This is a genomic window from Kineosporia sp. R_H_3 (assembly GCF_002198675.1).
Lineage (GTDB): Bacteria > Actinomycetota > Actinomycetes > Actinomycetales > Kineosporiaceae > R-H-3.
In genome coordinates this window covers 1-13,726 of sequence record NZ_MWLL01000127.1, presented here as the reverse complement: position 1 = coordinate 13,726, position 13,726 = coordinate 1, and the positions used below count along the sequence as shown (strand labels likewise).

Genomic DNA, 13,726 nt, shown 5'->3' with positions numbered 1-13,726 from the left:
CGAGGAGGGGGCCCTCCGGGAGGTGCTGCTCCGGCAGGCGCTGCTCGGGGAGGTGCGGCTCGGGGAGGTGCGGCTCGGGGAGGTGCTGCGCGGGGCGGGCCTCGTGCTCGGTGACGAGACCGGTCGCCGGGTGCAGGAGGGTCCAGACCGCCTCGCCGTAGGAGCCCGGCTCGACGTCGGTCGCGAGCAGGTCCTGGACGAGCCGGCCGACGACGAGCGACTGGAGCACCTGGGCGGCCGCGTCGACGTCGAGCGTCGCGGGCAGCCGGCCGGTCTCCTGGGCGCGGACGACGACCCGGGCGAGCGCCCGGCGCAGGTGGACCTGGGCCTCGGTCGCCGTCCGCAGCACGCCCGGCGCCCGCAGCGCCTCGGCCCAGGCCTGGAGCTGGACGCGGCGCAGGTCGACGCCGCCGTCGCCCGCCGCGGCGTCGAGCGCGTCGACGACGTGCGCGACGGCGTCGGCCGGGTCGGGCGCCTCGTCGTCGGCGAGCAGGTCGGTGAGGGAGTGCGCCGCGGCGTTGAGCGCACGCTCGCAGATCGCCTCGACGAGCTCGTCCTTGCCGCGGAAGTAGCGGTACACCGCCCCGGCCGACAGGCCCGACTCCTCGATGACGTCAGCCATCGTCGCGGCGTGGAAGCCGTTGCGGGCGAAGCGGACGAGCGCGGCGGAGACGATCTGCTCACGGCGGGCGGCGAGGTGGGTGGAGCTGACGCGGGGCACGGGGAGACCCTAAAGCGAACGGTCGTTCCGCTCCGGGAGGCGCGCCCGGCGACCGGTGTGACGCCGTCCGGAGCGAACGTCCGTTCGCTGATCCACCGGTGGCCCGGACTCCGAAGGGGCCGGAGTGTCGGCGGCCGGAGGGAGCGGCCGCGCCGGGATCATCGACCGGGTGATGGGACCGACGCACCGCGCCCTCGGGGCCGTCTTCGGCGTCGGCTACGGCGTCTCCATGGGGCTGCCGGTCGCGGGCGTCGTCGGCTGCGGGGTGCTCGGGACGCTCACGGCGGCCGGGGTCGCGAGCCCGGACGTCGACCAGCGGTGGGGCTGGCGGCTCGCCGACACCCTCACGCCCGACGAGCTGCTCGGCGGTCACGGGCCGATGCAGCACCGGGGCATCACGCACTGGTGGGGCGTCGCCCTCGTCGCGACCGCGGCCTGGCTCACCGCGCTGCTGCCGCTCGCCGGCGACGGCGGCCGGGGGAGCCTGCTCGCGCACGCGGCCGGGGCGCTGCTCGCCGGCTGGTGGTCGCACCTCGTCGGCGACCTCGTCTTCGGCAAGGCGGACGTCCGCACCGGCCGCGGTCCCGGGATCCCGATGATGCCGTGGTGGGGGCACGTGGGCCTGTCCCTGGACGTCGGCGGCCGGCTCGAGCGGCTCACCCAGGCGGGGCTGTGGCTGGTCGTCGCCGGCCAGGTGCTCGCCCACGTCGGGCTGCTCGGGCGTCTGCTCGACGCCGGCCGGACGGTCGTCGCCGGGCCCTGACGCGCGTCCTCTGGTGTCGAAGGCACGCGAGAACTGACTCGCAGAGTGCTCTGCACACCAGAGGACGCCTCCCGGCCGCGCGGTCACGAGGCCGCGGTGTGGTGTTATAGAACGCGTCGACCGGCCCCGGTGAGGAGAGTGCGCATGCCCCCGCAGCTCGACCGCCCGCCGCCGCCGTACCTGCAGATCGTCGAGCACTACCGCGACCGCATCCGCGACGGCCGGCTCGGCGACGGGGACCGGCTGCCGTCGACGCGGCAGCTCGCCCAGGAGTGGCGGGTCGCGCACGCCACCGCCGCGAAGGTGCTCTCCACCCTGCGCACCGAGGGCCTCGTCACGTCCGTGTCGGGCGGTGCCGGCGGCACGCTCGTCCGCACGGCCGACCACGGTGACCCCGCGGACCCGATCAACCGGTCGCACGGGCTGCACCACGTCACGCGCCCGGCGCCGGGGGAGCCCCGGATCGTGTCGGCGGACGTCGAACCGCACCCGCCGGCGCACGTCACCGAGGCGCTCGGGCTGGCCCCCGGCACCGCGGCGATCCGGCGACGGCAGGTCGTCACGGCGCGCGACGTGCCGCTGTCGGCGTCGACGGGCTGGTTCGCCGGGAGCCTCGCCGGCGACGCCCCGGACCTCCTGCGCACCGAGCGGGTCCCCAGCGGGACCGCCGCCTACGTCGCACGCTGCACCGGCCGCACGCTCGCGACGGGCCGGGACGAGATCCGGATCGTGCCCGCCGACCCGACGACCGCGGCGACGCTCGCCGTCGACGAGGGGACGTCGGTGCTGCTCACACGCAGCTGGGTGCTCGACCGGGACGGCGGGGTCGTCGAGTTCGGGGAGTGCGTCTCGGTGCCGGCGCTGCCGCTCGCCTACGAGTACGCACTCTCCTGAGCGGGTCGGACGGAGGCCCGCGACGCGCGGGAGATGCCGACCGTGTTTGACGCGTTCTAGAACGCGATCTAGGTTCGGTCCATGCCTCGCACGGTCATCGGCCTGCTCGTCCCCGTGGACCCCGACGTCCCGTTGGCGCTGCACCTGCTCCCCGACGGGTCCGTCGCGATGAGCGACCTGCTCGGCGGCGGGCTGCTCGGCGACCCGGAGGTCTGGGTCGCACGGCACGGGTCGGACGTCCGGCGGGTGCTCGTCTACCGGTCCGAGACGACCCCGGACGCCGCACCGAACCCGCGCCTGGCCGCGCTCGCCGACCTGCTCGAGGTCGCCCCGGAGACGGTCGCGCCGGTCGTCGCCGACGTGCTGCTGCTCGGCGCGGGCGACGACGGCACCGACGCCGACGTGCCGCCGCTCGTGCTCGCCACCGTGCTGCACTCCGGCTGGCCGGTGTCGATGCACGTCGTGACGCCCGGCACGGACCGGGAGGCCGGCGACCGGCGGTGGTGAGCGGCGCCGTCCGGCGCGGGCCTCAGGAGCGTGCGGCCCGCGGCTCCCGACGGCTCAGCACTCGATGACGTTGACCGCGAGCCCGCCGCGCGCGGTCTCCTTGTACTTGATCTTCATGTCGGCGCCGGTCTCGCGCATCGTCTTGATGACCTTGTCGAGGGAGACGACGTGCGAGCCGTCGCCGCGCACCGCCATCCGCGCCGCGTTGATCGCCTTGACCGCCGCGATCGCGTTCCGCTCGATGCACGGGATCTGGACGAGCCCGCCGACCGGGTCGCACGTGAGGCCGAGGTTGTGCTCCATGCCGATCTCGGCGGCGTTCTCGACCTGCTCGGGCGTCCCGCCGAGCACCTCGGCGAGCCCGCCGGCGGCCATCGAGCAGGCCGAGCCGACCTCGCCCTGGCAGCCGACCTCGGCCCCGGAGATCGAGGCGTTCTCCTTGTAGAGCACGCCGATCGCCCCGGCGGTGAGCAGGAACCGGACGACCCCGTCGTCGTCCGCGCCCGGCACGAAACGTGTGTAGTAGTGCAGGACCGCCGGGATGATCCCCGCCGCGCCGTTCGTCGGCGCCGTGACGACCCGGCCGCCGGCGGCGTTCTCCTCGTTGACCGCGAGCGCCCAGAGGTTGACCCAGTCCATCGCGTGCAGCGGGTCGCGCTGCGGGGAGCCGGCCGCGGTGTGCACCCCGCCGGACGCCACGTGCTCGGCGTGCGCGGCGTGCGCGGCCGCGTGCACCTCGTCGTCCCGGTGCAGCTGGCCGCTCAGCTCGGCGGCCCGGCGGCGCACCTTGAGCCCGCCCGGCAGGACGCCGTCCGCGTGGCAGCCGCGGTTGACGCACTCCTGCATGACGTCCCAGATCCGCAGCAGCCCGGCGCGCACCTCGTCGGCCGGCCGCCAGGACTCCTCGTTGGCGAGCATGACGTCGCTGATCCGCAGCGAGTGCTCGGTCGTCAGCGCGAGCAGGGCCTCGCCGGTCGTGAACGGGTAGCGCACCGGCGTCGTGTCGGCGACGACCCGGTCCGCGCCGGTCGCCGCCTCGTCGACGACGAACCCGCCGCCGACCGAGTAGTACGTGCCGAGGTCGAGCTGGGTGCCGTCCGCGGCGAACGCGGCGCACGTCATGCCGTTCGGGTGCGCGGGCAGGCTCTTGCGGCGGTGCAGGACGACGTCCTCGGCCGGGTCGAAGTCGATCTCCGGGCCGCCGCCGAGCCGCAGCCGCCGCGAGTCCCGGATCTTCACGACGTGCTCGTCGGCGGCGAGCGGGTCGACGGACTCGGGGTGGTAGCCGGCGAGCCCGAGGACGACGGCCTTCGGACTGCCGTGCCCGTGCCCGGTCGCACCGAGCGAGCCGTACAGCTCGACGCGCACCCGCGTCACGTCGTCCAGCAGGCCCTTCGCCCGGAGCCGGTCGACGAAGAGGACGGCGGCGCGCATCGGCCCGACCGTGTGCGAGCTGGACGGGCCGATCCCGACGGAGAAGAGGTCGAACACAGACAGGGCCATGGTCCGCCCACGCTACGGCCGCCCCCCGGGGCGGGCAACGTCCGGGGGCACCACGTGGTGGAACTGTCGCGGCGGTCTGCCTGCGGGGCTACCCGCGGCGCCGCCGCCGGGCGATCCGGTGCGCGACGACGGCGCGCATCGGCGGGACGACGACGCCCTGCCGGGCCATCCGGCGCCGCACGAGCCGCCGGGTCCGCAGGATGCCGACGAGGCCGACCGCCCACAGCGCGTACTGCACGAGCAGCGCCACCCGGAAGTCGTCGAGCCCGTAGGACGACGCCCCGCCGGTCCGGAGGTCGAGGAGCACCCCGACGAGGAGGATCGTCGTGAGCGCGGCGAAGAACCCGCCTACGTTGACGATGCCGGTCGCGGTGCCGAGCCGGTTCGGCGGGTTGAACGTCCGCGCGAAGTCGAAGCCGATCATCGACGCCGGCCCGTTCGTCGCGAGCGACACGACGAGGACGACGAGCAGCCACAGCGGCGCCGGCCCGGGCCAGGCGAGGACGGCGGTCCAGCTGGCGACGGTGCCGCCGAGGACGGCGAGCACGAGCCACGAGCGCCGCAGCGGGTGCCGCTGGACGAGCACGCCGAGCAGCGGCCCGCCGACGAGACCGACGAAGACCATCGCCGAGAGCAGCCGCCCGGCGGTCGCCCGGCTCAGGCCCTCGCCGGAGACGAGGAACGGGAAGCCCCACATGAGCACGAAGGCCGTGCCGGAGAACTGGGTCGTGAAGTGCGTCCAGAGCCCGAGCCGGGTGCCCGGGTGCCGGAAGGCGACGCGCAGGTCGCGCCAGACCCGGGTCACGTCGACGGGGCGGCCGTGGGTCACCGGGACGCCCGGCTCGTCGTGGACGGCGACCGCGATGGCGATCGCGACGACGACCCCGACGGCGGCGACGGAGACGAAGGCCGTCGTCCAGCCCTTCGCGTGGAGCAGGGCGACGAGCGGGACGGCGGAGAGGATCTGCCCGAGCTGGCCGGTGAGCCCGGTGAGCTGGGTGAGGACCGGCACCCGGGACGGCGGGAACCAGGAGGCGACGAGCCGCAGCACGCTGATGAACGTCGCGGCGTCCCCGGCCCCGACGAGCGCGCGGCCGACGTAGGCGACCCCGACGTGGTCGGCGAGCGCGAGGACGATCTGCCCCGCGGCCATGACGAGCGAGCCGGTGACGAGCAGCCGGCGCGGGCCGAAGCGGTCGAGGAGCACGCCGATCGGCACCTGGAGGCCCGCGTAGACGAGCAGCTGGAGCACGGTGAACCCGGCGAGGACGCTCGCCGACACCTCGAACCGCTGGGCGGCGTCCAGGCCCGCGACGCCGAACGACGTCCGGTGCAGGACGGCGACGACGTACGCCGCGATCCCGAGCGCCCAGACGGACCAGGCGCGACCGCGGGAGCTCGTCATGACGGGCACCAGTGTCCCACCCGTGGGACGACGGACCCCCGGAGACCGCCCGCCGCGCCGGACCGGCTGGCAGGGTTGGGCCGTGACCGCGACCCGGCCCCTGACGGCGGACGACGTCCCCGCGCTCGTCGACCTCGTGATCGCCAACCGTGCGTTCCTCGCACCGTACGAACCCGACCGCGGGCCGGCGTGGTTCACCGAGGCCGGTCAGGCGGCGGCGGTCCGGGACGCGCTCGAGCGGGCGGACGAGGGGGTCATCGTGCCCCGGGTCGTCCTGGCACCGGACGGGTCGGTCGTCGGCCGGGTCAACCTCAACAACGTCGTGCGCGGGGCGTTCCAGTCGTGCTCGCTCGGCTACTGGCTCGACGAGGGCCACACCGGGCGCGGCCTCGCGACGGCGGCGGTCGCCGAGATGCTCGTCGTGGCGTTCGACGAGCTCGGGCTGCACCGGGTCGAGGCGGGGACGCTCGTGCACAACGTCGCCTCGCAGACGGTGCTCGCCCGCAACGGGTTCGAGCGGTTCGGTCTCGCGCCCGGCTACCTGCGGATCGCCGGCCGCTGGCAGGACCACGTCCTCTTCCAGCGGCTCAGCCCGCACGCCGGCTGACCCGGCGCGCGGCGTCCGGTCAGCGCTGCGGCACCTGCGTGAGGTCGACCAGCGGCGGCGGCTCGAGCTCGCGGGCCCCGAGGAGGAGCTGCTCGACGAGCCAGGTCTGGACGGCGGTCCACGCGGAGCCGAGGGTCGTCGTCCACTGGCCGTTGTAGCGCTCCCGGACGGCGCGCACGAGCGCGAAGCCGACCTGCGGGACGTCGACGAACGGCATCCCGGAGCTCTTGAGCGACTGCCCGAGGACGCGGACCTGGCGGTCGGCGACGGCGGCGTCGGGTGCCTCGGCGAGCGCGTCGACGCAGCGCAGGAGCGCGGTGACGAGGCGCTCCTCGCCCGCGGCGCGGCGCTCGAGGAGCGCGATCCGGGCCCCGGGGGCGAGCGCGACGAGGTTGGCGTCGAGGCGGTCGGCGAGCAGGTCGACGTCCCCGAGGTACCACCACGAGTCGCGGACGGCCGCGACGGTGCGGCGCAGCGGGCGCCGGTTGGCGACCGCGGCGCTCTGCGGCTCGCCGGCCGCGCGATGCCGCGGGACGGCGACCGTCGTGACGATGTCGTCGTCCGCCGAGGTGCTCATCGGCAGCCGACTGGCGGGTATGGACAGAAAGGACTCAACGCCGTGCACCCGCCGTTGTGTAGTCGATCACCTACGCAGTGTCAACGAGTGACGTACAACGAACAGGGAGTAACGGGCCGCATGCGAACGGTCACAGGCTGAATCACCGCAGGTCAGGGCGCTGCACGGCAAGTCACGAAGATTTTGCGAATTGATACGTGCTGTGCAGCACCGTTTCACCACACAAACCACATGAAGTGAACTATCGGTCTATATCGCCCGAAGGCGCTCCGGAGCCCGCCGACGGGGTCAGGAACGCAGCCGGCCGGCCCGGGCGATGAGCGTCGCGGCGGCGACGATCGCGGCCGCCAGCCCGGCCCCGACGACGACGGTCGCCGACGAGTCGGGACCCGACGTCCGGCCGACGGCGATCCACACCAGGCCCCAGGTGAGCGCCCCGCCGTACCCGAACGAGCCTCGGGTCACCGAGGCGACGTAGGTGCCGACCCCGGCCGCCACGGCGGTGACGAACACGCCCCACGTGTCCGCGCCGAGCACGCCCTGGGTCACCCCGGCGTCGACGAGCGCAGCGGCGATGTTGGCGATCGTCGCGGCACTGACCCAGCCCGCGTAGAGCCCGAAGCTGCCGTCGACGAGCAGGCCCTCGGTCCGCGACGCGGGCGCCGAGCGCACCAGCCGGGCCAGGATCGCGACGAGGACCACGAGCAGCCCGACGATGATCACGGCGCTCGCGGCGACGTACCCGGCCTGCGCGACGAGGATCCAGACGGCGTTGAGCACGAGGCTCGCGGCGGCGAGCCAGCCGATGCGGCGCTGGCGCGGGTCGGTGCGCTGCGCGGGCAGCGCCTGCCACACCGCGTACGCGACGAGCCCGAGGTAGATGAGCGACCAGATCCCGAACGCGGGGCCGTCCGGCGCGACGAGGGTCGCCTCGGCGGACAGCGCCCCGCCGCCCGCCTCGGCGATCGGGGTGCCCCCGAACGCGCCCGACCCGATCGCCGAGCCGACGACCGCGACGACGGCGCTCACCGCGACGACGACCTGCCGGACGAGGTCCGGGCGGTGCGCGGTCGTGGCGGCGGCGTCGTGCTGCACGGAGACACCGGGCTGCACCGAGAGGTCCGGCGGGGTCGTGCGGCTCGTGTCGCTCATGGGTCCATGGTCGGCGGACCGGGGGCCGGTCGCATCTCCTGCCGACGCGGGCCGGGCGATTTCATGATCTTCGGGGCCGAACGGTCGGTGACACGGTGCCCATGATCCACAACAATGCGTGCACGGGGCGGTCTCGGGGCATGTGGCCCGTCCCTGTGGACCACGGGGAAGGCCACGCGTCGTGCTGGATCTGCTCATGTCGTCGGCCGGGGCCGTCGGCGTCACCGCCGTGTCACGCCTCGCCGAGCTCACGGTCGAGGACAACGCGCGGGCGCCCGGGGTCACGGTCACCCTGACGTCGGCGTTCGTCGCCTTCCTGCTCGCGTTCCCGCTGAGCTTCCTGTCGGGTCACGCGTCGACGGCGGTGCACGAGTCCGGGCACATGCTGTTCGCGCTGTGGGGCGGAGGAACCGTCGAGCACGTGCACGTGAACCGCAACGGTGGTGGAGAAACCAGGTACTCACCCATCCCCGTCGTCGACGACGTCGTCGCGAGCGCCGCGGGATACCTCGCGCCGTCGGTGGGCGGGTTGCTGCTCGCGGACCTGCTCGGTCACGGACATGCTTACGCCGCCCTCGTCGTGACCGTCGCGTTCCTCGTGTTCCTGCTCATCTTCGTCAAGAACGCGTTCGGCCGGATCTACGTCGCACTGATGCTGGTCTTCTTCGTCGGCGTCCTGCTCAAGGCCGGACCCGAGATGATCCTCTTCACCGCGTGCACGTGGGCGTGGTTCCTCATGTCGGACGGCATGCGCAAGATCCTCGTCATCTGGGCCCGGGCGACCGACTACGACTACCTGCCGTTGCTGGGCCGCAACGGCTGGGCGGTCGTGAACCTGTTCCTCAGCGTGGCGGCGATGATCTGGGGCGGCCTCATCCTCGTCGGCGCGAAGGAGCCGTTCCTGTGACGCGCGGTCAGTGCCCGCGCAGCCGCGTGAGCCGCACCGTCACCGGCGTGCTGTAGCGCTCGCCGAACCCGCTCGGCGTGTAGCCGATCCGGGTCATGTGCCCGGCGTACTTGGCCATGTACTCCGGGACCGCGTCCGCAGCGGGCTGGGTGTCGTCGACGAGCGCGACACCGCTCAGCACGACGATGTCGCCGCCGTTGCCGTCGCCGTGGAAGTTCAGGCTGACCCGCTCGTTCGCCGCGACGTGCGTGACCCGGGCCGCGGTGGGCAGGTTCCACGTGCGGACGGTGTCGGCGCCGTCCCAGAGGAACCACACCGGGTTGGGGGAGGGCGCGCCGGACGGCGTGACCGTCGTCAGCCAGACGACCGGGTCCTCGCGCAGGTGCCGGGCCGCCCGGGCGCCGAACTCGGTGCTCTCGTCGATCGTGAAGCCGCTGTCGCTCATGACCGCATCGTAGGCAGCACCTTGCTGAAGAAGGTCGACGCGCAGAGCGTGCCGTCGGGTGCCGCCGCGTGGTCGGGGAGGACGCCGTACCGCTGCCAGCCCCAGCGCTCGTAGAGCCGCTCGGCGAGGCTGCCGGTCTGGGTGTCGAGCAGCAGGAGCGTGCGACCCCGCCGCACGGCCTCGGTCTCGAGCGCGGCCATGAGCGCCGTCGCCGCGCCGCGGCCGCGGGCCCGCCGGTGGACGAGCAGCTTGAGCACGTCGGCCCGGTGCCGGCCGGTCGGCTCCTCGGCGACCCGCAGCTGGACCACCCCCACGACCCGCCCCGTGCCCGGCTCACGGGCGACCCACGTCGTCCGGGCCGGGTCCGCGAGGGCCGCGGTCCACCAGCGCTCGGCGTCGGCCCGGGTGAGGTCCGCGAGGAAGTCCGCGCTGACGCCGTCCGCGACGGCGTCGAGGAGCACCTCGGCGAGGTCGGGGACGGCGGCCGCCGCGTCGTCCGCCGCGAGCCGCTCGACCCGCGGCCGGGTCTGCGTCGGGCCGCTCACCGGGTGAGCAGCGCGACGGCCGGCTCGTGGAGGCTGCCGAGCCAGACCCGGCCGTCGTGCTCCCGGACGCCGGTCACCATGTGGAAGGTGTCGCCGTGCGCCTCCTTCTCGACGGAGAGGTCGTGGACGAGGCGGCCGTCGGTGTCGTACGCGAGCGCGCGGACCGTGCGCTTGGGTGCGGGCTGCAGCGTCTCGGGCACCTTGGTGATGCTGCGGCGCAGCCAGACCGGCCCGCGCTGGATCGCCTCGACGAGCCCGTCCCGGGGGCTGGCCGCCGCGACCCAGACGAGGCCGTCGCTGCCGCGGGAGACGTTGTCCGGGTAGCCGGGCAGGTCGTCGGCGAAGGTCTCGCGCTGCCCGGCCCTCGGCCCGGCCAGCCAGAACCGGGTGAGCCGGCGGCGGGACGTCTCGGCGACGACGACCCAGGAGTCGTCGGCCGCGAGCGCGACGCCGTTCGCGAAGTCGAGACCGTCGCCGACGACGGTGACCGCGCCGTCGGGGCAGCGCCGCAGCAGCCGCCCGGTGCCGGTGACCTCGACCATCTCGGCCTTCCACCGGTCGATCGGGTGCACGGTCGAGGAGTCGGAGAAGTACACGGTGCCGTCGCCGGCGACCGCCGCGTTGTTGCAGAACTGCATCGGTACGCCGTCCACGGTCGCGGCGAGCGGCTCGACGCCGCCGGTCCACGGGTCGACCCCGAGCAGACCGCGCCGCGCGTCGCACACGACGAGCCGGCCGGACGGCGTCCACTCGATGCCGAGCGGCCGGCCCCCGGTGTCCGCGACCCTCTCGACCGTGCCGCCGTCGTGGCTGACCCGGTGGATCACGCCGTCCTCGGTGCCGGTGTAGACGCACCCCTCGTCGGCACCGTCGAGCGCGACGGCGACGTCCTCGGCGCCGAACGCCCCGACCTGGATGACCTGGAGTCCCATGCCGCACATCCTGTCGGGGCCGGCGCCCGCGCGGGAGGGGGCGTCGTCCCGATGCTTTGCTCTGCCCTCACTTGTGAGGGTGCGACTGCAGCAACCCTCTGCCGCGCGTCGTCCGTCTGCTCTGCCCCCACTTCTGAGGGCGCCACCGGCACCCGCAGGCAGAGGTGCGCCACAGCTTCGTCGTTGCTCCGCGACGTGCCGGCACAGCCACGGCGTGTCGGCGGGCAACGACGAAGCTGTGGCGCGGATCGTCCACGGCCAGGTGCGACCTGGCCGCACCACCCCTCACAAGTGAGGGCAGAGCAAAGCATCGGGGACGACGCACCCTCGCCGGCCCAAGGACAGGCAGGTGGCGACTACTGGAGGGCGAGCTCGAAGACGCCGTGGCCGAAGCCGTCGACCTCGACGGTCGCCGCGGGCAGGGAGCCGTCGACGAGCGCGACGCCCTTCGAGAGCAGCGACCGCGCGCCGACCGCCTCCGGGACCTCGACGGTGGCGGCGTCCCGCCGGGGGTTGAGGACGACGAGGTGCGTGCCGCCGCGGACGTACGTCAGCGGGTATCCGGCGTGCACGACGCGGACGTCGGCCCGGGCGCCGAGCGCGGGGGTCGCCCGGCGCAGGGCGACGAGGTCGTGGACGAGGTGCAGCGTGGACGTCGGGTCCTCCCGCTGGGCGGCGACCGTCGGGCGGTCGGGGCCCGGGTCGACGGGGAGGTAGAGGCGCTCCGGGGCGGCGGTCGAGAAGCCGGCGTTGGGGCCGTCGTCCCACTGCATGGGGGTGCGGCAGCCGGCCCGGTTGTACGCGGGGTTGCAGATCGCGCCCTCGACGTCCGGCATGCCCGGCAGGTAGCGCATGCCGATCTCGTCGCCGTAGTAGAGCGACGGCACGCTCGGCCAGGTGAGCAGGAACGTCAGTGCGGTGCCGAGCTGCTCGGGGCCGCGCGGGCCGCAGCGGAGCCGGTCGTAGTCGTGGTCGGCGGTCGCGAGGAGCACCGGGCGGGCCGGGTCCGCGGCCTTGGCCGCGGTCCACTCGGCGAGGAACGTCGCCGTGCTGCCGCGGCCTTCCGCGTCGAAGAAGGGCGGCTGCCACTCCTGGAACGGCAGCCGGCCCGCGTACCCGTTATCGAACAGGGTCGCGTGCGCGGCCATGATCACGAGGAAGAAGTCCGCGTGGAACGCGAGCGGCCCGCCGGTGCGCGGCTCCTGCCCCTCGGGGACGAGGACGGCGTCCGGGTAGGTCACGTCGAGCCACTCGCGCAGGTCGCGCCACAGCTCGACGGTCCGGACGTGGCCCTCGTCGTCCTTGACGAGGGAGAAGGCCATGTCGACGCGGAAGCCGGCGACGCCCTTGTCGAGCCAGAACGCGAGGATCTCGCGTAGCGCCGCGCGGTTGCGCAGCGGCCCGGGGGCGTCGACGGCGTCCCGCCACGGCTCGTCGTCCGGGAGCCGGCCCCAGCCGAAGTTCAGCGCGGGCTGGGCGTCGTAGAAGTTCTTCAGGTACCAGCCGGGTCGCGGGCCGGGGGAGCGCACCCAGGCCGCCGTGCCCGGCAGGTCGTCGGACGTGTCCCGCTGCGGCGGGTCGTCGCACCACACGTAGCGGTCGCCGTCCGAGTGCGGGCCGGCCGCGTTCAGCTCCTCGACGAACCAGGCGTGCGCGGTCGACGTGTGGCCGACGACGAGGTCGAGGAGCACCCGGATGCCGCGTTCGCGCGCCTTCGTCACGAGCTCGACGAGGTCGTCGTTCGTGCCGTAGCGGGGAGCGATGCGCAGGTAGTCGCTCACGTCGTAGCCCGCGTCGGCGAACGGGCTCTCGAAGCACGGGTTGAACCAGATCGCGTCGACCCCGAGCCACTCCAGGTGGTCGAGGCGGTCGATGACGCCGCGCAGGTCCCCGATGCCGTCGCCGTCCGAGTCCGCGAACGACTGCGGGTAGATCTCGTAGACGACCGCGTCGGTCAACCAGTCAGCTCCCATGCCGACATCCTCGCGTCCGGGCCTCTCGGGCCAGGTCAGGCGCGACGGTCAGACCCGACGGGCGAGCCGGGCCGACACCTCGCTGCCGATGAGCGGCAGCGGCAGGACGGCGTCCGCGAGGTCCGCGCGGGCCACGCACCCCGGCATGCCCCAGACGACGGACGTCGCCTCGTCCTGGGCGATCACCGTGCCGCCGACCTCCTGCACGGCCCGGGCACCGGCCTCGCCGTCGCGGCCCATCCCGGTGAGGACGACCGCGAGGACCCCGTCCCGGCAGGCGTGCGCACCGGTCCGGAACAGGACGTCGACCGCGGGCCGCACGAACTGCTCCGGCGGGGCGTCGGTGAGCCGGACGACGAGCCCGGACCCGGCCCGGTGCAGCTCCATGTGGCGCCCGCCGGGTGCGACGAGGAGGTGCGCGGGATCGGCGCGGGCGCCGTCCACCGCCTCCCGCACCGTGAGGTGGGTCAGCCGGTCGAGCCGCTCGGCCAGCAGCTGGGTGAAGCCGGCGGGCATGTGCTGGACGACGAGGACCGGGGTCCGCACGTGCCTGTCCAGCCCGCGGACCACCTCCGCGAGGGCCTCGGGACCGCCCGTCGAGGCGCCGATGAGCACGACCGTGGGCGGCCTGGTCCGCGGGGGCTTCAGGGCCCGCGGGCTCCCGGGGGCGAGCTCGACCCCGGAGGCGGCGAGCATCTCCGCCAGCTCGGGACTGATCCGGTCGGCCCGTGCCCCCGGTGCCGGGGCGGCCACCGGAGGGTCCGGCCAGGGCCGTCCGGCCGGGGCGGCCCTGGC

General features: G+C 74.6%; 15 protein-coding genes. 5 read left to right on the top strand and 10 right to left on the bottom strand.

Annotated features, from left to right (window positions below):
* The coding region (locus tag ECOMGDLI_RS12735; RefSeq protein ID WP_088317208.1) for a TetR/AcrR family transcriptional regulator at positions 1-721 on the bottom strand (721 nt) is incomplete at its 3' end.
* A 169-nt stretch (positions 722-890) separates the two neighbouring features.
* Between ECOMGDLI_RS12735 and ECOMGDLI_RS12730 the strand changes: the two genes are divergently transcribed.
* The 3 genes from ECOMGDLI_RS12730 (at position 891) to ECOMGDLI_RS12720 (ending at position 2,885) form a co-directional block, all read left to right on the top strand.
* The gene (locus ECOMGDLI_RS12730) at positions 891-1,484 is read left to right on the top strand and encodes a hypothetical protein (protein WP_143447680.1); all 594 of its coding nucleotides are present in this window, start codon (positions 891-893) and stop codon (positions 1,482-1,484) included.
* Between the two features lie 144 nt (positions 1,485-1,628).
* Positions 1,629-2,378: a GntR family transcriptional regulator gene (locus ECOMGDLI_RS12725; RefSeq protein ID WP_088317206.1), complete on the top strand. Its 750-nt coding sequence runs from the start codon at positions 1,629-1,631 to the stop codon at positions 2,376-2,378.
* Between the two features lie 81 nt (positions 2,379-2,459).
* The gene (locus ECOMGDLI_RS12720) at positions 2,460-2,885 is read left to right on the top strand and encodes a hypothetical protein (RefSeq protein WP_088317205.1); all 426 of its coding nucleotides are present in this window, start codon (positions 2,460-2,462) and stop codon (positions 2,883-2,885) included.
* A 54-nt stretch (positions 2,886-2,939) separates the two neighbouring features.
* Here ECOMGDLI_RS12720 and ECOMGDLI_RS12715 read toward each other — a convergent pair whose 3' ends face one another.
* Together ECOMGDLI_RS12715 and ECOMGDLI_RS12710 are read right to left on the bottom strand one after the other, a co-directional pair.
* Positions 2,940-4,388 (bottom strand): L-serine ammonia-lyase, encoded by a 1,449-nt coding sequence (locus ECOMGDLI_RS12715; protein ID WP_088317204.1) that lies wholly within the window; start codon positions 4,386-4,388, stop codon positions 2,940-2,942.
* Positions 4,389-4,476: 88 nt separating this feature from the next.
* Positions 4,477-5,793, bottom strand: coding sequence for a nitrate/nitrite transporter (locus ECOMGDLI_RS12710; protein ID WP_088317203.1), 1,317 nt, complete (start codon positions 5,791-5,793; stop codon positions 4,477-4,479).
* An 82-nt stretch (positions 5,794-5,875) separates the two neighbouring features.
* Here ECOMGDLI_RS12710 and ECOMGDLI_RS12705 point away from each other — a divergent pair, with 82 nt between their 5' ends.
* Positions 5,876-6,400 carry a GNAT family N-acetyltransferase gene (locus ECOMGDLI_RS12705; protein ID WP_233153431.1) on the top strand — a complete coding sequence of 175 codons (525 nt, stop codon included), beginning with the start codon at positions 5,876-5,878 and terminating at the stop codon, positions 6,398-6,400.
* Positions 6,401-6,419: 19 nt separating this feature from the next.
* On the opposite strand, the gene ECOMGDLI_RS12700 is transcribed toward ECOMGDLI_RS12705, so the two are convergent.
* Positions 6,420-6,977, bottom strand: coding sequence for a hypothetical protein (locus ECOMGDLI_RS12700; RefSeq protein WP_088317201.1), 558 nt, complete (start codon positions 6,975-6,977; stop codon positions 6,420-6,422).
* Positions 6,978-7,265: 288 nt separating this feature from the next.
* Entirely contained in the window at positions 7,266-8,129 is an 864-nt protein-coding gene (locus ECOMGDLI_RS12695; RefSeq protein WP_088317200.1) for a tryptophan-rich sensory protein, read from the bottom strand.
* 181 nt (positions 8,130-8,310) lie between these two features.
* On the opposite strand from ECOMGDLI_RS12695, the gene ECOMGDLI_RS12690 reads away from it, so the two are divergent.
* On the top strand, positions 8,311-9,036 hold the full coding sequence (locus ECOMGDLI_RS12690) for a M50 family metallopeptidase (protein ID WP_088317199.1): 726 nt from the start codon (positions 8,311-8,313) through the stop codon (positions 9,034-9,036).
* A 7-nt stretch (positions 9,037-9,043) separates the two neighbouring features.
* Here ECOMGDLI_RS12690 and ECOMGDLI_RS12685 read toward each other — a convergent pair whose 3' ends face one another.
* The 5 genes from ECOMGDLI_RS12685 to ECOMGDLI_RS12665 all read right to left on the bottom strand — a co-directional run.
* Positions 9,044-9,481, bottom strand: coding sequence for a TIGR03667 family PPOX class F420-dependent oxidoreductase (locus ECOMGDLI_RS12685; RefSeq protein WP_088317198.1), 438 nt, complete (start codon positions 9,479-9,481; stop codon positions 9,044-9,046).
* Complete coding sequence (locus tag ECOMGDLI_RS12680; RefSeq protein ID WP_088317197.1) at positions 9,478-10,026, bottom strand: GNAT family N-acetyltransferase; 549 nt, start codon at positions 10,024-10,026, stop codon at positions 9,478-9,480. Before ECOMGDLI_RS12680 ends, ECOMGDLI_RS12685 begins: the two co-directional genes overlap by 4 nt.
* The gene (locus ECOMGDLI_RS12675; RefSeq protein ID WP_088317196.1) at positions 10,023-10,958 is read right to left on the bottom strand and encodes an SMP-30/gluconolactonase/LRE family protein; all 936 of its coding nucleotides are present in this window, start codon (positions 10,956-10,958) and stop codon (positions 10,023-10,025) included. The genes ECOMGDLI_RS12680 and ECOMGDLI_RS12675 overlap by 4 nt, the downstream gene beginning before the upstream one ends.
* A gap of 356 nt (positions 10,959-11,314) precedes the next feature.
* The gene (locus ECOMGDLI_RS12670; protein ID WP_088317195.1) at positions 11,315-12,931 is read right to left on the bottom strand and encodes an alpha-amylase family glycosyl hydrolase; all 1,617 of its coding nucleotides are present in this window, start codon (positions 12,929-12,931) and stop codon (positions 11,315-11,317) included.
* 48 nt (positions 12,932-12,979) lie between these two features.
* Positions 12,980-13,726: CheB methylesterase domain-containing protein (locus tag ECOMGDLI_RS12665; protein WP_143447679.1), on the bottom strand; the 747-nt coding region annotated here is incomplete at its 5' end.